This is a genomic window from Kribbella speibonae, assembly GCF_004331375.1.
Taxonomy (GTDB): domain Bacteria; phylum Actinomycetota; class Actinomycetes; order Propionibacteriales; family Kribbellaceae; genus Kribbella; species Kribbella sindirgiensis.
The window spans coordinates 1,231,028-1,254,243 of record NZ_SJKC01000003.1 but is presented as its reverse complement, the minus strand read 5'-3'; the positions used below and the strand labels follow the sequence as shown (position 1 = coordinate 1,254,243).

Sequence of the window (23,216 nt, the reverse complement as noted above, 5' to 3'; positions counted from 1 at the left end):
CTTCGCTCTCCGTCGCCACACTGCGAGGTTAGTCCCTTCACAACCACCGGACCTGTCGCGCCTTGCCGTTCTGGTAGCTGTCGCGGCCGGAAAGCGCCTCGGGTACGCCGGTTTCCCACCACGCGCCGGCCTCGGTCCAGGCAGCTGGGTCCGTGCGGCATACGACGACGGCCGGGCGGCGGGTGCGCCTGGCTGCCTGGCGGGCTCGTTCGTAGGCGGCACGCAGGTCGTCGGTGCCGGCACCTTCGGGGACGTCCTCGACGGTGCATCCGAGGGCTCGGGCGTGGGCGGCGAAGTCGGCCCGGAGTGCGGTGTCGGGGCCGCGGGAGTCGGCGAGCAGGTTGTTGAATCCGGCGGCGCCTTGATTGGTTTGCAGGCGGTGGATGACGGCGTAGCCGCCGTTGTCGCACAGTACGGCGACGTACGGGTGGCCGGAGAAGGCGGCGGAGTAGAGCTCGGAGTTGAGCATCAGGTAGGAGCCGTCGCCGAAGAGCGCGGTCACGAGGCCGTCTGGATGCGTTGTCGCGCGGGCCATGGCGGCGCCCCAGGGTGCGACGACCTCGTAGCCCATGCAGGAGAAGCCGTACTCCAGATCCATCGTGGCGCCGGAGGTGGCGCCGGCCTCGACCTTGGCGGTGCGCCAGCCGCCGTGCAGTTCGCCGGGCATGCCGCCTGATGCGGTGAGGACGTAGTCGTCCGGGCGGCTCGCGTCGTTGACCACGCCCACGACCTGGGCATAGGTGAGGCGTCCGCCACCGGTGCGCAACTGGTCGATGTGCGCGTCCCAGCTCCCCGTCTCCTCGATCGTTCGTGCCGTCCAAGCCGCGGGCGCGGTCCAGCCGGTCAGGCCCGCGGTCAGCTCGTCGAGGGTCTCGCGGGCGTCGCCGACGACAGTCTGGGCGGCACGCTTGACCGCGTCGAACCGGGCGGTGTTCACGGTGAGGATCCGCGCGTCCGCGGCGAAGCCGGTCCACGACGAGGTGGTGAAGTCCTGGAGGCGGGTGCCTACGGCGAGTACGACGTCCGCGGCTGCGGCGAGGTTGTTGGCGCTGGTGGAGCCGATGATGCCGAGCGCGCCGCCGTACAGGTGGTGGTCGTGTGGCACCAGGGTGCGGCCGGCCACGGTCTCCACGACAGGCACGTGGTGGGTTTCGGCGAAGGCGAGTGCTTCGCGGGCGGCGCCCGAATAGCGCACTCCCCCTCCGACAACGAGCAGTGGTCGTTCGGCGGTTCGCAGTACGGCTGCCGCGGCTGCCAGCGCGTCACGGTCCGGGCGCGGCCGGTCGACGACGTGCCGCCGGCGCTCGAACATCGCGGCCGGGAAGTCGTACTCCTCGGCCTGTACGTCTTGCGGCAGCGCCAGTACGACGGGACCCGCGTCGGCCGGGTCGGTGAGAACCCGGGCGACCTGGGGCAGGGTGGACAGGAGTTGCTCGGGGCGGGTGATCCGGTCGAAGTAGCGCGATACCGGACGGAACGCGTCGTTGACCGTGGTCGTCGGGTCGCCGAAATGCTCGACCTGCTGCAGGACCGGGTCCGGGGCGCGGCTGGTGAACGTGTCCCCGGGCAGGAGCAGCACCGGCAGGCGATTCGCGTGGGCGACTCCGGCGGCCGTGACCATGTTGAGGGCGCCCGGGCCGACGGAAGAGGTTGCTGCCATCACCTGCCGGCGGTCGGTGGCGCGGGCGTACGCGACCGCCGCGAGTGCCATGCCCTGCTCGTTCTGGCCGCGCCAGGTCGGCAGCTCGTCCTGGACGTCGTACAAGGCGGTGCCCAGTCCGAGGACGTTGCCGTGCCCGAAGATGCCGAAAACCCCAGCAAACAAAGGTACGTCGGTCCCGTCGAGCAACTCCGAGCGCTGCGCGATCATCCACCGCACCAACGCCTGCGCGGTCGTCAATCGCACGGTTCTCATGCCGCCTCCGCGGCGCTGAGGATCTTCGCGGCCGCGTCCACTGCCGCTCGGACGTCACCGTCCGGTGGGTAGAGCAATGCCCGCCCGACCACCAGCCCCCGCACGACCGGCTCGTTGAGGGCGGCTCCCCACGAGTCGAGGTCCTGCGCAGGATCTGGGCTCGGTACGCCGCCGAGTACGACGCAGGGCAGGGTGGTCGCGCCGAACACGGTGGCCAGGTCTGCACAGGACGGCATCTTCAGCCAGGTGTGAGCGCTGGTACGGCCGAGCGCGCTGCCGACCGCGACCGCGCGGGCCAGGGCCGGCGCGTCTTTGCGCAACCGCAGGGTGCCGTCGTCGTTGCGGTGGTACGGCAGCGGCTCGATCATTGCCATCAGCCCGCGGGCGGCCAGTTCGGACACCGCGTGGGCGCAAGCTTCGATGGTGCTCGCGGTCGACGCGTCCGTGTCGTCGATCCGCAGGAGCATCTTCCCGCCCTGCAGACCACAGTCTGCGATACCGGCAGCGTCGTACCCGGTGAACCGGTCGTCCATCGTCCAGGTAGCACCGTCGAGACCGCCCCGGTTCATCGACCCGATCACCACCTTGCCCTCGAGCGCTCCGAGCAGTAGCAGTTCCTCGACGATGTCAGGGCTGCCCAGTACGCCGTCGACGTCCGGATGCTCGAGCGCTGTGATCAGCCGCGCCAGCAGCGATCGCCGGTCGGCCATCGCCATCGCATTACCGCCGGAGGCGAGCGCGCCGCGGGCCGGGTGATCCGCGGCCACCAGGAACAACGTGCCGCGCGCGGTGAGCAGTCGCTCCGGCTGGGTCCGGGCGGCGTAGGCCCGCTGCACAGCGTACGGGTCGGTCGCGCGGGTGCGCAGCAGGCCACGCCACCGGTCCACGTCAAGCAAAGGACCTGTCACGCTGTCACTCCTTGGGCGGCGAGCAGAGCTTCGAGCTCTGCCGCGGTAGGCATGGCGTCGGCGCAGGCGAGGCGGGACGCGACCAGGGCACCGGCGGCGTTGGCGTACTCGGCGATCCGGGCGGCCGGCCATTCGGACAGGAGACCGTGGACGAGTGCGCCGCCGAACGCGTCGCCGGCGCCGAGTCCGCACACGACGTCGACCCGGTGCGGCGGTACGACGGTTCGTTCGTCGGGGGTGGCGACCAGGACGCCGCGGGCGCCCAGCTTCACCATCGCCAGCTCGACGCCGCGGTTCAGCAGCCGGTCGGCGGCCTCGTCCGGGTCGGCGGATCCGGTGGCGACCTCGACCTCGGCACGGTTGCCGACGACAACGTTCACGAGGTCGAGCATCACGTCGTACTCGGCCGTGGCCTGTTCCGGTGACGGCCAGAACATGGGACGCCAGTCGAGATCGAGCACTGTCCACCGGCTCCGACCGCGATGCTCCAGCATCGCCAGCTGGGTACTGCGTGCAGGCTCGACACTGACCCCGGTGCCGGTGACCCAGAACACCGGAACCTCCCGGACGAGATCCCAGGGGACGTCATCGGCGGTGAGCGTGAGGTCCGGAGCGACCGGCTGCCGGTAGAACAGGAGCGGCGGGTCCTCAGGCGGGTTCAGCTCGCAGAACACGATCGGCGTCTGCAGCTCGGGTGAGATCCCGACGTACGACGGATCGACACCGAACCCCTTCAACGCCTCCCGCACATACTCGCCGAACCCGTCTGCGCCGACCTTCGTGAGGACGGCCGTACGGCGTCCCAGCCGGGCAGCGCCGACCGCGACGTTGGTCGCCGTACCGCCCAGGTACCGGCCGAACGAGGTGACGTCCTTCAGCGGACCCGGCTGCTGCGGATACAGGTCGACTCCGACCCGGCCGACCGTCAGCAAGTCCATCACCACGCCCCGATGTACTTGTCGACGGTCTCGCGCATGAATGTCGCGGAGTCGCGGGCGCGGTCCTCCCAGGCGAACACGCAGGAGGTCATGACGGTGTCTTCACGGTCGCCGAACCCGAGTTCGTCGAGCGTGCTGAAGAAGGTCTCCCAGTCGACCTCGCCCTGGCCGATGTCCAGGTGCTGGTGAACGCGGGCGGTCGATCCGGGTGGGTTGACGATGTAGCGCAGGCCGGACGAGGCGCGGTGGTCGAAGGAGTCCGCGAGGTGCACCTGGGTCAGCAGCGGACCGGCGTACCGCATGATCTCGGCCAGGTTCCGGTCAGTATTTCCGCCCATGTGGAACGTGTGCGGGGCGCAGTACAGGAACGACACGAGGGGTGAGTTGATGCCGCGGATCATGTCGATCGCGACCAGGCCGTCTTCGACGAAGTCGTCCGGGTGTGGCTCAAGTCGTAGCTGCACGCCCTCGCGCTCGAAGACCGGCAGGAGTTCTTCCATCGACTTCCAGAACATCGCCTCGCTCCGGCTCGCCTGTTCCGGCCGTCCGTTGAACTCCGAGTTCATCACCCGGCAGTCGAGATCCACGGTCAGCTGGATCGCGCGCTTCCAGTAGCGCACCGCAGCCTGGCGTTCCTCTTCGTCCGGTCCTGACCAGCGGTAGAGCGGCAGGTGCGAGGCAACCTGTACGCCGGCCGCGTCCAGCGCTTTCTTGAACGCCTTCACCGTGTCGTCGCCCGCGCGTGCGTGCAGGAAGAACGGCGTGAAGTCCTCCCGCGGCGACAGCTCGATGTAGTCGTACCCGAGCTCGGCCACCAGCGCAGGCAGTTCGAGCAGCGGCGTACTGCGGAACATATATGGGTCCAGGGCGATCTTCATCGCGTGCCTTTCACTGAGCTGTGGGGAAGTGGAAGCTGGAGTCGACCGGGTGCGCGACCTCGGGCCAGCGGGACGTGACCGCCTTCGCCCGGGTGTAGAACGCGACACCTTCGGGACCGTGGACGTGGGACTGGCCGAACAGCGAGTCCTTCCAGCCGCCGAAGGAGTAGTAGGCCATCGGCACCGGGACCGGCACGTTGATGCCGATCATCCCGACCTTCACCCCGCGCATGAACCGGCGAGCCGCCTCGCCACTGCCGGTGAAGATCGCGGTCCCGTTGCCGTACGGGTTGGCGTTGATCAGGTCGATGGCCGCGTCGACGCTGTCGGCGCGCAGGACGGACAGTACCGGGCCGAAGATCTCCTCGCGGTAGACGTCCATCTCCGGTGTCACCTGGTCCACCACTGTCGGGCCGACGAAGAACCCGTTCTCATGACCCGGGACGACCAGGCCGCGGCCGTCGGTGGTGACCTTCCCGCCCTGAGCCTCGCCGGCCTCGATCAGCCCGACGATCCGGTCCCGGGCCTCGGACGTGACGACCGGCCCCATCTCGCTCCGCTCGTCACGACCCGCGCCCACCACGACCTCGCGGGCCTTGGCGTTGACCGCTTCGACCAGGGCGTCGCCGGCCGCGCCAACGGTCACCGCGGCGGAGATCGCCATACACCGCTCACCGGCCGACCCGAACGCGGCCGCGACCAAGTGACCGGCCGCGAAGTCCAGATCGGCGTCCGGCAGCACGACCGCGTGGTTCTTCGCACCACCGAGCGCCTGCACCCGCTTGCCGGCACTTGTACCGCGTTCGTGAATGTAGCGGGCGATCGGCGTGGAGCCCACGAACGAGATCGCGGCCACATCCGCGTGATCCAGCAACGCGTCGACGGACTCCTTGTCGCCCTGCACCACATTGAAGACCCCGTCGGGCAGGCCCGCCTCGGACCACAGTTCCGCGATCCGCAACGATGCCGACGGATCGCGCTCGCTCGGCTTGAGGACGAACGTGTTCCCGCAGGCAATCGCCACCGGATGCATCCACATCGGCACCATCACCGGGAAGTTGAACGGCGTGATCCCGGCACACACCCCGATCGGCTCGCGGAACGAGAACGCGTCGACGCCCCGCGACACCTGATCGGAGTAGTCACCCTTCAGCAACTGCGGAATCCCGCACGCGAACTCCACAACCTCCAGCCCGCGCTGCACCTCACCCGCGGCATCCGACACCACCTTGCCGTGCTCGTCGCTGACGAGCCCCGCCAACTGGCCGACGTTCGCGTTGACCAGCTCCCGGAACGCGAACAGCACCTTGGTCCGCTGCGACAACGACGCCTGCGACCACGAGTCGAACGCCTGCTTCGCCGCCTGTACGGCGGTGTCGACGTCCGCCGCGGAGGCCAGCACGACCTCGGCCTGCTGTTCGCCCGTCGCCGGATTCCACACCCGGGCACGCCGGGGCGACGCGCCGCTGGTCGATGCTCCACCGATCCAATGCTCGATCGTCTTCACAACAGGTCCTCTCAGCTGAGCACGCCGGCCTGTGCGGCGGCGTCGAGTAGGTTGTCGGCCGCGTACTTCAGGCCTTCGATCTGCCCGAACGAGGCGTCCTCGTGCTCGATGTTGACGACCAGGTCCGGGTTCACCTTCTGCAGCGCAAGCAGGAACCGTGCCCAGAAGTCGAGATCGTGGCCACGACCGACGGCGACGAACGACCAGCCCGGCACGGCCGGCCACCGCGTGAGCGTGTGGCGGCCGCCAAGACCCATCGGCTGCTCCTCCGCCGGGATCCACTCGAAGCGGTCGTCCAGGACGCCGTTGATCGCGGCGGTCTCGTGGATCAGCGTGTCCTTGGCCGCCGCGAAGTACACCAGGTCGCCCAGGTCCTCGATGGCCTGGATCGGGTCGATGTGCTGCCAGAACAGGTGGCTGGGGTCCATCTCCGCGCCGATGTGGGTCGCGTCGGTCCGCTCGACCAGGCGCTTCAGCGTGGCTGGGTTGAAGACCAGGTTGTGTGGATGCATCTCGATCGCGACGCGTACGTCGTACTGCGCGGCCAGCGTATCGATCCCGGTCCAGAACGGGACCGCGACCTCGTCCCACTGGTAGTCGAGCGTCTCCTTGTAGACGCTGTCCCACGGGATGACGGTCCACGACGGCCGGGTGCCGCCGGGTTCGGCGGCGGGCAGGCCGGACATGGCGATGACGGTCTGGATGCCGAGCAGGCCGGCCAGCTTGATGGTGCGTTTGAGGTCGTCCCCGTGCGTGACTTCGGGGTCGGGGTGCAGTGGGTTGCCGTTGCAGTTCAGCGCCGTGAGTTCGATACCGAACTTCTCGAAGGTGGCCAGGTACTCCGCGCGGGCCGACGCGCTCGCCAGTAGTTCCTCGACCGGCAGATGCGGCGTACCGATGAAACCGCCGGCGTTGACCTCGACGCTGGTCAGACCGAGATCGCCGAGGATTTCGAGGGCATCTTCAAGACTCTTGTCGTGCAAGCAGGCGGTGTAGGCGCCGAGCTTCATCAAGATTCCTTTCGGTAGAGCGCCGGCTTGTCGCCAAGGACAACGGGCACCCGCTCGTGGGTGGCCAGGGACCGCACACCTGCATCGCAGACCACGGTGGCTGCGTAGCCGTCCCACGAGCTCGGCCCGGTCGGTTCCGTTCCGGACGAGATCGTGTCGATCCACTCCTGGAACTCGGTGTCGAAGGCAACGGCGAACCGCTCCCGCCAATCAGCCGGTACACCGCCTGCACGATGCCCGGCCTGCCGGAGCTCGACATTGTTGCGGTCGGCAAGCGCCGCCGTCCCCGTTTCCCCGACGACCTCGCCCCGGATGTCGTACCCGTAGCGGATGTTGACACTGGTCTCGACGTTGACGAGGACGCCACTCTCGGTCTCCACGACCATCAGCAACGGGTCCTGCAGACCACCGCCGAGGCTGTTCTGCTTCGCCGGGAGAACACGGATCGCGGTCAGCTCCTCACCCAGCAGCCAGCGAGCCACGTCGAAGTCGTGAACGGCGGTGTCGACGATGGCCATGTCGCTCGTGTACGTACTCGGTACGTCGGGATTGCGGTGCGCCGAGTGGTACATCAGCGGAGCTCCGACCGCGCCGGAATCGATCACCGCCTTCAGCTCCCGGTACGCAGCGTCGTACCGGCGCATGAAACCGACCTGGACGAAACGGCGGCCGGCAGCCACCTCCGCGGCGATGATCCGCCGGCAGGCCTCGGCCGTGGTGGCCAGTGGCTTCTCGCAGAACACCGGTTTGCCCGCCGCGATCGCGGCGAGGACGAACTCCTCGTGCGTGGGGCCCCAGGAGGTGACGAGCACCGCGTCGACCTGACCGGACCCGATCAGCTCGTGGCCGTCGCCGAACACCTCGGTGTCCGGCAGGTCCTGGGCGACCTGCTTGGCCAGGTCGAGATTGGCGTCGGTAACAGCCGCGATCTCGGCCCCCGACAGCACCTGGGTGATCCGGCGGATGTGGTCACTGCCGATCATCCCGGTGCCGATCACTCCGATCCGAAGCGTCATGAATGTCCTCCAGTGTTCAGCTCAGTAGTCAGCTCAGTAGGGCCAGCGGCGGACCGGGCCCAAGCCGCAACCGACGTAGTAGCCGGCCGTGCGGGCGCCGATCGGCAGTGGGATGTGCGGCTCGACCGGGTACAGGTCCTGCTCGATGACGCAGAAGATGTCGCGGTCGAGTTCACCCAGCGCCGCGAGCAGCGGGGGCATGTCGGGTTCGCCGTACGGCGGTTCGCACATCACGCCGAGCTGCACCGCCTCGGACAACGGCAGGTTCTCGGCGAGTGCACGCGCCCGGACCGCCGGATCCACCGACTTCAGGTGCACATAGGTGATCCGCTCGGGGAACCGCTGGATGATCTGAAGGTTGTCGCCTTCGCAGTACGCGACGTGGCCGGTGTCCAGGCAGAGGTTCACCAGCTCCGGGTCGGTGTCTTCGAGGAAGCGCTCGATGCGCTCCTGCGTGTCGACGTGCGTGTCCACGTGCGGGTGGAACACGAGCTTCACGCCGTACGACTCGAACAGGTACCGCGCCAGCTCGTCGGTCCCGGTGACCAGGTTCTTCCACTGCTCGGGATCGATGTCGACGGCCTGGGTCGCAACGCCTGTGTGCATGTCCGTGTACTGCTCCGGCAGGTGCACCAGGTAGTCGGCACCAAGCGCGGCCAGCAGTTCGGCCTCCCGGCCGAAGGCCACCTTCGCCTTCCGCAGCGCATCAGCACCTTCGTGCAGGCCGGCGAAGACGGTGCCACCACAGACCGACAGGCCGCGCCGAGCGAGTTCGTCCTTGAGCTGTTCGGAATCCTGCGGCAGGAAGCCCTGCGGACCCAGCTCGGTATGCACATAGCCGACGGCGGCGATCTCGTCGAGGTAGACGTCCCAGGTCACCTGGTGCGCATCACTGGCGAACCACACTCCCCAGGAATCGGGAGCGGTGCCGAGACGGAGCTTGGAAAGATTGGTCACGCGAATCATGGAACTAGCACGTGCTAGTAGCTGTCAAGAGCTGGCCTCGCAGAATCACTAGCACGTGCTAAATCCATGATGCGTTCGGTCTTGACGCGACCGTGGGCCGGACCTACTGTCCCGGTTCAAACGCGAAGTCTGGCACGTGCCAGTCAACGATCCGAGGAGTACCACCGAACGGAAGGTTGACCATGACCCACACAACCGGCGCGACCGGAGCGCATGCGGCGCTCCCCGCCGACGTTCCCGGCCCGCATTCGAGGCGACTCGGTCTGATCGCCGTCGTCGCGACCTTCGGCGGCCTGCTGTTCGGCTACGACACCGGTGTCATCAACGGCGCCCTCGCCCCGATGAAGGAGGACCTCGGACTCACCGCGTTCACCGAGGGCTTCGTTGTCAGCATCCTGATCTTCGGCGCGGCCGTCGGCGCACTCGTCGGCGGCCGGCTCTCCGACCGCTACGGCCGGCGGCACAATATCCTGATGCTGGCCGCGATCTTCGCGATCGGCACGATCGGCTGTGTACTGGCGCCGACCTGGCAGGTCCTCGCACTGTTCCGGTTCGTGCTGGGGCTCGCGGTCGGCGGCGCCTCGGCCACGGTACCGGTGTACCTGGCAGAAGTCTCGCCGTACGAACGCCGTGGCAGTCTCGTCACCCGCAACGAAGTGATGATCGTGTCGGGTCAGTTCGCGGCGTTCGTGATCAACGCGATCATCTTCCAGCTCTGGGGCGAGCACGACTCGATCTGGCGGTTCATGCTGCTGGTCGCCGTCGCGCCCGCGATCCTGCTGTTCGTCGGCATGCTACGGATGCCGGAGAGCCCGCGCTGGCTGTCCTCGCAGGACCGGGACTCCGACGCGCTCGCCGTACTTCGGCAGGTGCGGTCACCGGAGCGTGCCGAGGCCGAGATGGCCGAGGTACGGGCGCTCGCAGAGGAGGAGAAGCTGGCGCAGACCGGCGGCTGGTCCGACCTCGCGGTGCCGTGGATCCGCCGGCTGCTGCTCGTCGGGATCGGCCTTGGTGTGTTCCAGCAGTTCACTGGGATCAACTCGATCATGTACTACGGCAGCCAACTCCTCGAGGATGCCGGCTTCTCCGCCGAGGCCGCGATCCTCGGCAACACCTTGTTCGGCTTGGCCAGTGTCCTGGGCATCTCGGTCGGCATCCTGGTGATGAACAAGGTCAACCGGCGCACGATGCTGCTCGGCGGCTTCGGGCTCACCACTAGCTTCCACCTGCTCGTCGGACTGTCCGCCCTGCTGATGCCCGACAACTCGGTCAAACCCTATGTGCTGCTGGTGTTCGCGGTCCTGTTCGTGTTCTCGATGCAAGGCACCATCGGCCCACTGGTCTGGCTGCTGCTGGCCGAGATCTTCCCGCTGAAGATCCGCAGCTTCGCGATGGGCGTGTGCGTCTTCTGTCTCTGGATGGCCAACGCAGGAGTCGCTTTCGGATTCCCGCCCGTCGTCTCCTCCATCGGCATCGCACCGACCTTCTTCATCTTCGCCGGCCTCGGCGTCCTCGCGCTCGTCTTCATCGCCACCTCGGTCCCGGAGACCCGCGGCATCACCCTCGAGCAGTTCGAGGACTCCTTCAAGACTGCCCACGTGTAGAAAGGCTCATCCCATGACTGTGATGGTCGCCGTACCCGACAGCCCCGAAGGCGTCGCCGCACTCGCCGCCGCTGCGGCCGAAGCCGAACTCCTCGACACCGACCTGGTCGCCGTCAACCTCGCCCTCAAACCACTCGACACCTCCACACTCCCCTCAACACTCAAAGTCACCGTCCTGGAACGCCACGGCAAATCCGACCGCGACCCCGCCGACGCCGTCCTCGCCGACATCGAGGAACACCACGTCCAGCGCCTGGTCATCGGCGTCAAACGCCGCTCCCCCGTCGGCAAAGCCCTCCTCGGCAGCATCAGCCAACGCCTCCTCCTGGACTCCCCCATCCCGGTCCTGGCAGTCAAGATCAACGAAGACCACCACTAAGTCGCTGCCCGCTCCCTTCGCCTCTGCACCGACCGCGCAACCACCACGCAGAGGCGAAGGCACGGTCGCTGGGCGGCTGTTCGGGCATAACGCACAGACTGAGCACTAGGGTTTGTGAATCCCGTGCCGACGTTCGGAGTGCTCGCCGGCCACGCGGGTGAAGGTGCACGCTTGGGTCTCGTAACAGTCGGGCGGTCGCCCGATCACCGAGGTCGAAGTCTCCTGTGTCCTGCGCCGGGGGTCCTGCTGCAAGAGCTCAGGCCCAACGCTCGCACCTACACCACGCGATCATGAGCGCCTCCGGTCGGACCGATGCGCTTCATGTGTCGGGCACATGCCTTGCTCGCGGACGAAGGCTCACTTCTTCGCGATCGTGATCGCGACCGTCTGCGGCTTCGGCACAACCAGACCGAACACCTCGGGGTATGCGGTGAAGCTGATCGCCGGACACCCAGCCTTGCTCGGAACGGTCTGGACGACGTACGGCGAGTCCGCCGTGCCCGCGCCGCCCGTTACCAGCACCGGCACCTGACCGGGTGACGTCTCGCATCCCTCCAACCTGTAGCTGGCCCAGACCTCCTTCGCCTGATCGCCCGACCTGGTCAGAATCGCAACTTGATTCACTGCAGCCGCCGGAGCAGCCGACTTGTCGCTGTCCGGCGCCGAGGTGAGCGCGAGCTGAAACCCGAGCCCGCCGATGCCGGCAAGAAGCGCGCCCACGATCAGCGATGTCTGTTTGCTCGAGAAGACCTGACTCAGCTTGGTATAGGCGCCACGGTCGAGGAGGTCGGTCCGGACCGATTCGTACACGGCGAGGTTGGCCACGGCATCGTCGTACGCCGCCCGATACGCTCGGGCGGCCCGCATCGCGTCCGCCTTCTCACTTCTCCTGCCCGCCTCGGCAGCCTGCTGATCGGCGTCCTCGGCCTTGTCCGGCAGCTCGACCGATGCCACGCGGTACGACGCAAGCTGATCGCGGAACTCCCGCAGATCGTGCGCGTCGGCGGGCAGCACCGTCGCCGGCGCGGCATTGATCTTCGCCACCAACTCCGCCGGCAGGTCGTCGAGGCTCATCTCCACCGGGAGCAGCACCTTGCTCACCCCGAAGATCAACATCCCGATGCCGACCAGCCCGGCGACGCCGAGCGCCGCTGAAATCACCAACTGCACGGCGTCGTCATGGAAGTCAAGATTCGGCCGGCTGATCACCGGCCCGGCCCCGAACACCACGGTTGCCACCGCAGCCAGTGCAGTGATCACCCACTTCGCCGTACTGCGCAACTCGGCCGACGCCGACACCCACTTCGTGTCGACCGCCGACGAACCCGCAACTACAGCCCCCGGTGCAGCGGCCGCGGCGCCGACGGCTGGCGGCGAGCCCACGTCAGCCACGAACCCCCACCTATCCCGTCGGCCCTATCGAGGTTTTCTCGCGAGCGGCCCTGGACGCCGGCCGCGCCGCCAGGCTGTCCCGTCCCACGTCCACACCACACCGTCGTGGAACTCGGTGTCCCCTCGATACCGACCGCTCCCGGCCGGCGGCTTTGGCGCCATGTCATCCCCCTCGCTTGCCTGCCTCTTACCAGGATCGCAGAAGAAGTTAGTTGCCAACAGCTCGTAGCATGTGGCTTCCTTCCGCAACGGCGCCCGGCACCCGGTCCTCACCGGCTCCATCGGACTGCGTACCCCCGCACCGTGTTCACCATTGGGCCCGGCAGCTCAGAGGGGCGCGATCCGGCCGCCGCAGCCTCGCTGACCTCAGAGTTGACGCGGTGTAACGATTTCGGTCGGGCAGCGATATGCGAGCGGGGAGTGGGACTGTCGTTCAATCAAACGTGCGCTCGATTTTCCGATCGCCGTCGACTGGTAAGTGGGGGAAATGGCTGACAAACGCGTGATATTCATCGCCTTCGCCATGGAGGACGAAGGCATCCGCAATCTCTTCACTGGGCAGTCTCTGAACACGAGAACGCCGTACGAGTTCGTCGACATGTCGGTGAAGGAGCCATACAAGACCGCATGGAAGGACCGGGTTAGAACTCGAATCCGCCGTTCTCATGGAGTCATTGCGTTGATCAGTAGCGACACCCCACAGGCGACCGGACAGCTCTGGGAGATCTCCTGTGCGGCCGACGAGGGCAAGCCCCTGCTGGGCGTCTGGATAGATCCGAAATACCGCACCAAGCCTGTCGAGCTGGGTACAGCTCCGTGCACGGAGTGGACCTGGCCGGCGATCACGGCGTTCGTCGAAGACGTATGAATCGTGCACTGCTGGTCGGGATCGACCACTACGAGAATTTCAACGACCTGAGCGGCTGCGTGAACGATGCCGAGGCGATGTTGCCGTTGCTCGAGCGCAACGAGGACGCGAGCCGGAACATCGACTGCAAGGTGCTCTCGGCCGCGTCGACCACAGCCGGCCGCGTCGATCGCGCGATGCTCGACCAGAACATCGACAAGCTGCTCGGCCCTGGAGCCGACTTCGCGCTGTTGTACTTCGCCGGCCACGGTGACGCCGCCCACAACGACGTCACGCTGGTCACAACCGACGGAACCAGCACAGCCCCCGGCATCCGGTTCACCGAGGTCCTGGAGAAGATCCAGCGCTCGAAGGTAGCCGAAGTGGTCGTCGTGCTGGATTGCTGTTACTCAGGCGGCGCAGGCAACGTGCCGGCGATCGGCGGGGGTGCCGTTCTCCGGCCTGGCGTCTCGATCCTGGCGGCCAGCCGTCCTGACCAGCTCTCCGCCGAACTGGACGGTCGCGGCGCGTTCTCCCAGCATCTCGAGGGAGCGCTCGCCGGTGGTGCGGCAGATGTGCTGGGGCAGGTCACGGTCGCCGGTCTGTACGCCTACGTGTCCGAGTCGTTCGATGCCTGGAACCAGCGCCCGACCTTCAAGGCCAACATCGAACGTCTCCACGTACTCAGGCAATGCAGAGCCGCGGTCGGGCTCGATATGCTGCGGGAGTTGCCCAAGTGGTTTCCGACCCCGCATTATGAGTTCCCGCTCGATCCGACGTACGAGCCCGACGCCGGACCGGACCACGTACACCTGGAGCACGAGGGCGTGTTCGCCGGCCTGCAGATCTGCCGAGCCGCGAAGCTGGTTGAGCCTGTCGGCTTCGAACACATGTACTTCGCGGCCATGAACTCAGGGGTCTGCCGGTTGACGCCCCTTGGTCGCCACTATCGGCACATGGCCGCAGAAGGGAATCTATGACGATCGTCGGAGTCAGCGGACACCAACGGCTACCCGCCATCGCGGTGGCGTTGGCAGAGCGAGAGTTGCGGCTGCTGTTCGCCGACCTCGACGGTCCACTGATCGGCCTGAGCAGCCTCGCAATAGGTGCTGATCAGCTGTTCGCGCAACTGATCCTCGATACCGGCGGCGAACTCCACGCTGTGATTCCAGCGGTCGGCTTCGAGAAGACCTTCGACGACAATGCCCGGAGCAGCTATTTCGCCTTGTTGTCCAAGGCCACGCAGGTCACGACGCTCGACTATCCCATGCCGAGCGAAGAGGCGTACGACGCGGCGGGCAGGTTCGTCGTCGACCACTGCGACCTCCTGTTCGCGGTCTGGGACGGCAAGCCTGCTCGGGGCCCGGGCGGAACCGCGGACGCCGTCGGCTATGCGCGCGAACTCCACCGTCGGGTCCAGGTCTCCTGGCCGCCGAACGCCGAACGTGATTGACGATCGGCTAATTGATCGTGGTATTTGTTCACGATTTGTAACGCATTCCCCGAAGACACCGATGATGCCTGCGGGTGGGACTTCAGATCGGGGGGAAGATGCGGAATCGAATCGGTCCTGCAGCGGGCGGGCGCTATCGGATTGCGGGATCGACGCTCTGGTGGATCGTCGCCACCTTGCTGGCGTCGGCGGGAATTCCCTTGGTCATTTCGACGAGTGTCGCGGCCGATCAACTTCCGCCACCGGTTTTCGCACCGGACTACGCGCGTCCAGCCATTGCTGCAGCCCTTCCCCAGGAGAAGGCTGTCAGTGATCTCTTCGGCCAACCTGCCGTCCGGATCATGTCAGGTCTCCCCAGCTCGCGCGCCTTCGCTTCAAGTAGCCCTTTCGCGCAGGACGCCCTTGGCAACGCCGTCAAGAATGCGTGGGACGAGGTGTGGCAGTCCACCGATGGCCGCTTCTTGCTGCACGCGCAGATTCTCGAAGCCAAGAGCGGGCAGAAGCTGACCGTCTTCGGCCAGGGATGTCGTCCGGAACGTCCGCCGCGAGTCGCTGTGACGGCCGATCAGGCCGGCGAGCTCGGGGGCCGCGGCGGACGCGAAGCATTCTGCATCGTGGTGGAGCGCAACGGAGCACGCATCAACCTCAGCCTCGCACGCCCGACCGGCGGCGAAACCGACGCCTGGAAACAGTTTGCTGCGCTGGCCCAAAGCAGCGTCACCCGAATGCCGGTCGTGCGAACGGAGCAGTCGGGCTACGTCGACATGCACCGAGTGCGGACCCTGCAGAACAGGTACTTCCTCCTGGCACCACTGGCCGTGGCATTGCTCGCCTGGCTTTTTGGTCTGGTGGACCGCGCCACCTGGCAGCGCCTGCTGAGTCTGCTACGTCCGCACCGGAGCAGGGCAGCTTCGAACTTCGTCGATCTCGAACCTGTGTCCCGTCGGCGACGCTGGCGTGCTCGCGCACTCGGCTCGCTCAGGCTACTGCTCTACGTCTGCGCGATCCGTCTGGCCGAAGTCGTTCACTGGGGCACCTATAAGACAGTGGCATTCGTCTTCGTCATCGCTCTCAGCGTCATGGCGGTCGAGACGTTCCTCGCTCGCCGCACCGTCGCACGTCCGCAACACCTGTTCGCCGGCAAGCGGCGACTCTTGATGGTCGGCGCCGCACTAGGCAGTGGGATCGTCGTCCTCGGTGCCATCGCGCTGGCGATGACGGGTGCCGCGATGGCTGCGATCGGCTACAACCCGGTTGGCACGGACCTCCAGGTTCAGCGCATGGGCCTGGTCATGATGCTGGCGGCACCACTGGTCGCCCTCCTGGCCCTGGCACCAATGGCGGTGGCGCGCCGATTGGCCATGCGTATCCTGCGCAGTGAGACGCTCGCTGATCCCCGGCCTCCTGTTCTCCTGCTCCGGTCCTTCGCCGACGACCGCCGAAAGGTCCGGTCGCGCAGCCCGGCAAGAGCCGGCCTCATCGACCGTCTGTCGCTGCGCCGCTGGGAGAGATTCGAAGAGGTCCTCGCCGCGCGGCTCAGTCGGGTCGGGCCGCCCCTGGCCGTCGGACAGGTCGGTGAACGGATGCCGCCGCAGCTGGGGGCGGTACGTCGCCAGTTCACCGACGACGAGTGGCGTGACCAGGTCGGAACACTGATGGCCGACGCCTCGATGATCTGCGTCACGGTCGGCCGTTCGCAAGCACTCAGCTGGGAGATCCGCCGCATCCAGATGTACGGGCTCCTCGGCAAGGCTGTCTTCGTACTGCCGCCCACCGGCAGCAGGGAATGCAAGCGCCGGCTCGCCGTCCTCGCAGAGCTACTCGACATCCCATGGGAGCTGGTCGACCCCACCGGGCTCGGCCGACGAGTGCTCGCGGTGACCTGCCCGAGCGACTCCCCCGACCCGGTCGTCCTGACCGCCGCCGCCCAGGACGACCTCGGCTATGACTGTGCCCTCGAAGCCGCGGTGCTGCTCACCCGTGGCGTCACCTCGCCCAACAGCGAGGTTGCCGCCGTCATCGAAGCTGACCGGCGTCGGTCGGCGCCCGCGGCACGCCGGAGGAGAAATCCCCCACCTGTTGTTGTTTACCCGACCGGCAAGACGCCCAAGTATCGGCCGCTGATACCACGGTGGTTCGTTCGAACCGGCGGACTCGGCCTCGGCGGCATCCTCACCTCCGTCATCGCCTTCACCGTCGGGGCCAACGCCGACGATGTCCAAAGCATCGACAACCCGCTCGGCGGCGCGGTGACCCTTGCCGAGCAGCCCACGACCGGAGCCCTCTTCGCCGCCGGATCACGAACCGTCATCAGGGTCGACTTCAATCGACACCGGCTGACCAAGGTGGCGACCCTCGACACGACACCAACGCAGCTGGCAGCCGCTCAAGACGCGCTCTACGCACTCGATTCCGCAGCAGGCACCCTCACAGCCGTCGACGCGACCAGCGGACAAGTACGATGGAAGCTCTCCAACATCAGCGGTTACCGCGCACTGAAGCCCGTCGGCGATTCCCTGTACGCCGCCGATCCGGTCAACCATCGGATCGTCAGGATCCGACCCTCGGACGGCCACCGGAAGTTCTCTCCCAGACTCACCGGCACCCCTTGGGACATCGCTCACGTCAAAGGCAGCCTGTACGTCGCCTTTCCAGACCTCGGACAGGTCCAGCTTCTGACCGGGAGCGATCTCCGTCCGTCGACGGCGTTGAAGACAGACAAGCCCGTGCAACTCGCCGTCACGGGCGATCGGATCTGGAGCCGCAGTGGAGACGAGCCGAAACTCACCGCGCTACCGGCCTACGCGGCTCCGCGCTCGAGCGAACTGCTGTTGAAGGTCCAGCCTGCCGCACTCAACAGCGACGGTACGACGATGGCTGTCGAGGGATACGAACGCGTCACGATCATGCGGCCGAACGGTGCTCTGCAACGAATCCGCAGCCTTGACCAGGAGCTCAACGCCGTCGTACTCACTCGCGAAGGGTCCCTGTTCGAGGTGTCGCCCGAGCACTTCTTCCTCGCGAAGACAACTGATCAGTGAGGTGAAATCAGTGCACCAGGAACTCTCGCCCTTCAGCGAGCAGGTACAGCTGGTCCTTACCGCAGGCGGATCGACCCAAGATCTGTTGATCGGGCTCATCGCAACAGATCCGACCGAGGCTTGGAGCCGGATTCATCTCCACACACTCGGCCTCGATCACATGCGGGAGATGAGCGAAGCCGATCCCGACCCAGCTGAGAACGACTGGAACGGTTTCAGCCTCACCGAAACCGCACAACGCTGCGTCCGGGTAGCTCAGGAAATCGCAAGCGACTATTCCATCGATCCGATGCCGTCAGGAGTCCTGGCGCTCGGCTTGCTCGCCCACCACGACACTGCAGCTGCCAAGACTCTGAGAATCCGCTCGAGCGAAGACCAAGACAGCATCGTCGAACGGATCCAGGACGACGTCATCGGCTCGACGTTGGCCGACCTCGATCTGTCTGCCCGTTGGGCCGCGACTGCCCCGCTCCACATCGTGCCACCGGTCGCTCCTGAACCAGTCGTTGCCGGAACGACGCAACGCCGCAGGCTCGTGGTAGCTGCTGCTGCGTTGATCTTCGTGGCCGGATGCGGCATCGGACTCCGCAACTCCCCCGTACCGGACCAACCAGGACCAGCGCCACATGAGGTCTTGCTGCCGGATGACGGACTCGGCTCGCGCTACTCGGTTGCCTCCGGCCCTGCGCGCGCATCCAGCCTGGCGCCCGGATCACCCGCAGAGGGCGAACGGCGCTGCGACCGGACCGCCCGCCGTTGGACCAAAAACGCACCCGCCACCACGATCGAGATCAGCGTCATCGCCTGCCGCAAGTTTGTCCGTATGGCCAACGTTCATTTCCAGGCGGACGCCAACCTGCGCAAGACTGCGGCGCGTGTCACCACGGCGGACATCCCGTACGCGCTGGCCGGCCAAGCGGTACGGCCCGACGGCCAGAACGTCAGCACGGTGCTTTTCCGACGTGGACAGTATCTCGTCCACGTCTACTCGATCGGCTCGAGCAGGCCGGCGGATCAGGATCGCCAGGCTCTTGAGATCGCCAAGTTGCAGTGGGCAACAGTACCTGGAACTGCGGGGCCACCGCTCGAACCGTTCGACTCCAAGGCGGACGTGCCTGCGATCGGTTTGGGTTCTGCGGCCTTGATCCTCGCCCTGCTCGCCGCGCTCAATATTTTCGCCGCCGTCAGATCCAGACGAAGCCTGCGGAGGGCCGAAAGCCTGGCACCAGTCAACAGGGACGGCGTCACTTGGCTGGACGTCGGCCAACCCGCCAAGACCATGGCTACCCATGCACAGATCAGGTTCTGGTTCTGGATGACCGTCTGGGGAGTGGCCATGGCTGTTCCGATTTCGACCTGGTTCAAAGGCGCGATCTCCGGTCTGTGCACCATGCAACTGGTTCTCAGCCGACAGTTTCGCCCAGGAGCCAAGGACCTGTGGGGCGTCTACGCAGCACCGCAAGTCAAGGGCAAGCGCTCCCTGGCCACGGTCACGACGACCTGGACCGCACACGCCGTCTCGATGGTCGCTATGTTCGCCGTATTCAGCGTCGCGACGCTCTGGATGTTGCGAGGCAAGGGATACGTCGGCACAGATCTTCGCTTTGCACCGCCTGTTGTCGCGGACGACGCAGGCATTGGTCAGTTGCTCCGACGCGTCCCGATCCCCTGGCTCAGCATCGGCGGCCTCGCCCTGACCCTCGCACTGGCCAGCCTGGCCGCAACCGTCATTCGGCGAACCCGACGCATGACCGCCCTCGACGTTGCAGGACTCCAACAGGTCGACACCCGCGACGACGTTCTCTACCTGCGCAACTTCGCCGACGACCAACTCACCATCTACACGAGTCCGATCACACGACGCAGTATGGACGAGAAGTTCGGGCTCGCTCAGGTCGAGCCGTTCGAGGAACTCATCGTCCGCTACCTCTCGCCGTACGGGCCCGTCATCGCGATCAGTGACCCACGTGTGAGAGGAACCCAGCTGGGCGCCGCACGAGAGAGCCTCCCGGCCGACGACTGGCGCTCGAGCGTTGTGAAGAAGATCGCCAGCAGCCAACTGATCGTCGTCGGCGCGACGCCGGTCGAAGCCACGGCCGGCCTGCGCTGGGAACTCGACACGATCGCTCGGTGCCAAGCCGTCGATCGCACAATCCTCCTGTTCGCACCACGCGGCGCGCACGAATCCGGCAGCCACTGGTCACGATTCCGCGAGATGACGCCGCTCGACCTGCCGGCTCACCTCACCGAGTTCGCAGACCGCATCCTGGCCATGTGTCCCGACGGCAAAGGCGGATGGCTCATCGCCCATGCAGAACGGCGAACCGACTGGGCGTACGCACTGGCAATGTCACAGCTGGCCGAAACCATCCTCGGCCGAACCGACCTGCGCGTATCAGGAACACTTCAATGAGTCTTGGCCATCATGGCGCTATCAGCCCTCAGCCCAACGACCACGAGCCGGACAGGGGGCGGAGCACGGACTCCGTCGTCCGTCTCTGTGAGCCGATCCGAAGGACTTCGCGGTCCCGTCGATGGCTCGAGCACACCTCTTTACACACCTGAATCAGCGCGATCCGACGGGCACTGATGAGAGCGCACGAGCCCTTCGGAACTCTCAGATCCATTACCTACAAGAGATTTTGATTGCCAGCGGCAATCCATGGACAGCCTCAGCTGGAATTCAGCAGAGTTCTGGGTTCGAGCTCGGCGATGTACACGGGCAGTTCGCTGGTAGGTGCGGTGGCCGATCGTGCATCTACACGACGGGCCTGAGTACTACTACGTCGCCCGGAACCTGGCCCCCTCGGCACGAGGAAACGACCATAGCGAGCTCGGCACACAGCAGTACAGACCCTGCGGCTGCGTCCGGAAGCATATGTCCGGAAAGAGGATGCGATGACTACTGCCCGGCAAGATCTCTAGGCGGCTCCTCAAGCAGCACAACATCATGGTCTCGTCGAGAAGCGCTGGTCGGCGATGACGGGGCCGAAGGTCTAACCTGCCCTGCTGATCGGTTATCCCGCCGCGACGGTGACCTCGGTCGCATCTGCGGTGTTCGCATTGATCGACTGGTGGTATTCGGAGGCTTCGGCGACGTCGGTGTACTCCAGCAGGTCGCCGGCGACCGCCGCCAACAGGTCCCGCACCTCTGCGGGCGTTGCGTAGAAGAACTCGCGCCTGAGGTTCACCCGGTTGACCCTGCGGTCCGCCAGCAGTCGATGCATCTCGGCCTCGACACCGACGGCATCGTTCGAGAAATGAATCGCGTGGACGTCGAAGTTGAACGGGACCGAGGCATCCGACAACTCGCGGATCCGGTCCAGCGGCTCCAGCCTCCGGGTCATTCCGACCTTGACCATCTGCTCCCCGAAAGCACCCAGGTTGGAGATGACATAGACATAGCCCGCACGAATATTGGCGGCCCGATAGTCGACATCCTCGATCGCCTTGTCGATCTCTCCCATCTCCGCGCGCATCCGGTTCGCGGCGTCGACATCGCCCTTGTCCTCCAGCGCTGCCAAGGCGTTCACGTAGTGGGCCCGCTCCCGCTCCAGCTTCTCCCGCTGCCGCTGCAATTCGAGCTGGGCTTGGCGCTCCTCCCTGAGACGGGCCTTCTCCTCCTTATCACGTTCTTTCTCGACAGCGAGCTTCTCCAGGAAGTCTGCCGTCAACTCCAGCTCCTTGAATCGCAGCGAGTGGTACTCCGCGCCGATGCGGATGTCCATCGACTGACCGAGCTTCTCAATCGTCGCCCGGGCCTTCTCCAACCGATCCTTCGAGGTCGCCAACTTGTAGGGCCGTAGGCCACGAACCAGATTGTCTGCTTCGTTGTTGTAGGCCCGGAGCAGAAGTTTCGAAAACTCCCGGACCATCTTCATTCCTTGCGCGTGCGAGCCGTTCATCGTCATCGATTCCGACCCTGCCACCGCCCCGCCATCCTTACGAACCATGGCCTTGATCCGGTCCTGCAGCCTGGCGAGTTCCGCCTTGTATGCCACAGAGTCGTCCAGCGGATGGGTGTACTCGTAGACACCTGCTTCTTGAAGAATGAGGGTGTCTTCGGTCAGCACGGTCTGTGCACGTAAGCCGTTCAGTCGCTCGGCGATTGTCGATTCTTCAGCCTTGATCGCGGCCAGGGTTGCCGCGTGCCTGCGCTGCTCGGCCGCGATCTCGGCGGCCAGACCTGTTCGACGTTCATCGATTTCGCGGCTCAGAGCGGCCTTCTGGGACGTGATGTCCTGGGCCAGTGCCGCGGTCGCTTCCTCGATCTCTTGAGTGAGCGCCGTCTTCCGTTCCTCGATCTCGACCAGCGACAAGACACCGAGCCTGTCGAGTTGTGCGCGCAGCGCGGCGTTCTCCGAAGTCACCTTCTGTACCTCGGCTGCCAGCTCTTTTGCCTTGCCCCGGGCACCGAACAGACCGACGGTGAGATCCGCGCCAGTGTCCTTCGGTACTGCTTCCTGCTGGACCGGAGCCTGTGGTTGCGCTTGCACTACCCGCGCCGGCTGAAAGGACGGCGAGCCGGTGTCCGGCTGCCGCGGCACCCAGAAGGCCCAGTTCGGCGGCGCCGGACCCCAGGCAGGGTCTGATTGCCACCCACTCGGAGGAACCCAATCTGCGCTCGGCGGTGGCGGCCAGTTCGGCGGCGAGTTGTATCTCCAGCCTGCTGACCAGTTCGGCGTGATAGGTGCAGCGTTGGTGTGCTGCGAGCGCGAGTCTCCGCCGTGCTTCATGGCACTTCTTCCTCCCCAGACACCGCGTCAACGGCGTCCCCCGCCCGGGAAAATAGCACGCTGTGTAGTCGATCGCCAGACCTAGACGCTACTTGGATCGATCATCGTCTACGGAAAGTGTTCGCCATTGCCAACTGGCGGCGTTGAGGCCGGCTTACCTAGCGCCCGCAACAAGCGTCTGAGTAGCGACAAAGCTGCAGCCTGAGCTGGTGCTCTAGGTCCAGGTAGAGATTGTCCGGCTCCATGACCCAGAGCATGCGGTCGACGCCGTCGGGGGGAGGGCGGAGACGTTGAGCATGGCGAAAGCGATGCCGTCCCGAGCGATCATTGCCACGGGCTGGGCCGTGCGTCTTCGTGAGGGTGATCGTGATCGTGCCGCCCTCCCAGAAGCGTGGCGAAACCGCCTTAACCACGGCCTCGACCCGGTTCCGGGCGGCGACCGGTCTCCGGCTGACGTTCCGGATTCCTCCGCCGTCGGCGCACCTGATCGCGTCGGCGGCCAGGACCTTCACCACCGCGGGCGATGTCGTGCCGAGACGCCGCGAGAAGGGCCTGCAGCAGGCGTTGGTGGTCCCCACTGCTGTCCGGTTCATACCGCTTAATGGCTAGCCCGTTGCGGTCGCCAC

At 66.2% G+C, this 23,216-nt stretch carries 18 protein-coding genes; 8 read left to right on the top strand and 10 right to left on the bottom strand.

The window, feature by feature from the left end:
• Positions 1-37 precede the first annotated feature (37 nt).
• The 8 genes from iolD to E0H92_RS27180 are packed head-to-tail and all read right to left on the bottom strand — an operon-like array spanning position 38 to position 9,129.
• Positions 38-1,915, bottom strand: coding sequence for a 3D-(3,5/4)-trihydroxycyclohexane-1,2-dione acylhydrolase (decyclizing) (gene iolD, locus E0H92_RS27215; protein ID WP_165550036.1), 1,878 nt, complete (start codon positions 1,913-1,915; stop codon positions 38-40).
• Positions 1,912-2,823: a Cgl0159 family (beta/alpha)8-fold protein gene (locus tag E0H92_RS27210; protein ID WP_131498167.1), complete on the bottom strand. Its 912-nt coding sequence runs from the start codon at positions 2,821-2,823 to the stop codon at positions 1,912-1,914. Before E0H92_RS27210 ends, iolD begins: the two co-directional genes overlap by 4 nt.
• A complete protein-coding gene (gene iolC / locus E0H92_RS27205) occupies positions 2,820-3,761 on the bottom strand; it encodes a 5-dehydro-2-deoxygluconokinase (protein WP_131498166.1) in 942 nt (313 codons plus the stop codon). The genes E0H92_RS27210 and iolC overlap by 4 nt, the downstream gene beginning before the upstream one ends.
• On the bottom strand, positions 3,761-4,639 hold the full coding sequence (locus E0H92_RS27200) for a sugar phosphate isomerase/epimerase family protein (RefSeq protein ID WP_131498165.1): 879 nt from the start codon (positions 4,637-4,639) through the stop codon (positions 3,761-3,763). The genes iolC and E0H92_RS27200 overlap by 1 nt, the downstream gene beginning before the upstream one ends.
• A 10-nt stretch (positions 4,640-4,649) precedes the next feature.
• On the bottom strand, positions 4,650-6,146 hold the full coding sequence (locus E0H92_RS27195; protein WP_131498164.1) for a CoA-acylating methylmalonate-semialdehyde dehydrogenase: 1,497 nt from the start codon (positions 6,144-6,146) through the stop codon (positions 4,650-4,652).
• Positions 6,147-6,157: 11 nt separating this feature from the next.
• A complete protein-coding gene (locus E0H92_RS27190) occupies positions 6,158-7,156 on the bottom strand; it encodes a sugar phosphate isomerase/epimerase family protein (protein WP_131498163.1) in 999 nt (332 codons plus the stop codon).
• Positions 7,156-8,172, bottom strand: a complete 1,017-nt coding sequence (locus tag E0H92_RS27185) for a Gfo/Idh/MocA family oxidoreductase (RefSeq protein ID WP_131498162.1) — start codon at positions 8,170-8,172, stop codon at positions 7,156-7,158. Before E0H92_RS27185 ends, E0H92_RS27190 begins: the two co-directional genes overlap by 1 nt.
• Before the next feature lie 33 nt (positions 8,173-8,205).
• Complete coding sequence (locus E0H92_RS27180; protein WP_238173603.1) at positions 8,206-9,129, bottom strand: TIM barrel protein; 924 nt, start codon at positions 9,127-9,129, stop codon at positions 8,206-8,208.
• A gap of 191 nt (positions 9,130-9,320) precedes the next feature.
• On the opposite strand from E0H92_RS27180, the gene E0H92_RS27175 reads away from it, so the two are divergent.
• Complete coding sequence (locus E0H92_RS27175; RefSeq protein WP_131498160.1) at positions 9,321-10,742, top strand: sugar porter family MFS transporter; 1,422 nt, start codon at positions 9,321-9,323, stop codon at positions 10,740-10,742.
• Positions 10,743-10,755: 13 nt separating this feature from the next.
• Positions 10,756-11,121, top strand: coding sequence for a universal stress protein (locus tag E0H92_RS27170; RefSeq protein ID WP_131498159.1), 366 nt, complete (start codon positions 10,756-10,758; stop codon positions 11,119-11,121).
• A 357-nt stretch (positions 11,122-11,478) separates the two neighbouring features.
• Here the strand turns inward: E0H92_RS27170 and E0H92_RS27165 are convergent, their stop codons facing one another.
• Positions 11,479-12,513 carry a hypothetical protein gene (locus E0H92_RS27165; protein ID WP_131498158.1) on the bottom strand — a complete coding sequence of 345 codons (1,035 nt, stop codon included), beginning with the start codon at positions 12,511-12,513 and terminating at the stop codon, positions 11,479-11,481.
• A 487-nt stretch (positions 12,514-13,000) separates the two neighbouring features.
• On the opposite strand from E0H92_RS27165, the gene E0H92_RS27160 reads away from it, so the two are divergent.
• The 5 genes from E0H92_RS27160 to E0H92_RS27140 all read left to right on the top strand — a co-directional run bounded on the left by E0H92_RS27160 (position 13,001) and on the right by E0H92_RS27140 (position 20,267).
• A complete protein-coding gene (locus tag E0H92_RS27160; protein WP_131498157.1) occupies positions 13,001-13,381 on the top strand; it encodes a TIR domain-containing protein in 381 nt (126 codons plus the stop codon).
• Positions 13,339-14,340 carry a caspase family protein gene (locus E0H92_RS27155; protein WP_202873832.1) on the top strand — a complete coding sequence of 334 codons (1,002 nt, stop codon included), beginning with the start codon at positions 13,339-13,341 and terminating at the stop codon, positions 14,338-14,340. Before E0H92_RS27160 ends, E0H92_RS27155 begins: the two co-directional genes overlap by 43 nt.
• On the top strand, positions 14,337-14,813 hold the full coding sequence (locus tag E0H92_RS27150; protein ID WP_131498156.1) for a hypothetical protein: 477 nt from the start codon (positions 14,337-14,339) through the stop codon (positions 14,811-14,813). Before E0H92_RS27155 ends, E0H92_RS27150 begins: the two co-directional genes overlap by 4 nt.
• Positions 14,814-14,887: 74 nt before the next feature.
• Positions 14,888-17,854, top strand: coding sequence for an NHL repeat-containing protein (locus E0H92_RS27145; RefSeq protein ID WP_131498155.1), 2,967 nt, complete (start codon positions 14,888-14,890; stop codon positions 17,852-17,854).
• A 10-nt stretch (positions 17,855-17,864) separates the two neighbouring features.
• Positions 17,865-20,267, top strand: a complete 2,403-nt coding sequence (locus E0H92_RS27140; protein WP_131498154.1) for a hypothetical protein — start codon at positions 17,865-17,867, stop codon at positions 20,265-20,267.
• A gap of 604 nt (positions 20,268-20,871) precedes the next feature.
• On the opposite strand, the gene E0H92_RS27135 is transcribed toward E0H92_RS27140, so the two are convergent.
• Positions 20,872-22,401, bottom strand: a complete 1,530-nt coding sequence (locus E0H92_RS27135; RefSeq protein WP_238173602.1) for an SNIPE associated domain-containing protein — start codon at positions 22,399-22,401, stop codon at positions 20,872-20,874.
• Between the two features lie 543 nt (positions 22,402-22,944).
• Between E0H92_RS27135 and E0H92_RS27130 the strand changes: the two genes are divergently transcribed.
• Complete coding sequence (locus tag E0H92_RS27130; protein WP_131498152.1) at positions 22,945-23,199, top strand: hypothetical protein; 255 nt, start codon at positions 22,945-22,947, stop codon at positions 23,197-23,199.
• Positions 23,200-23,216 lie beyond the last annotated feature (17 nt).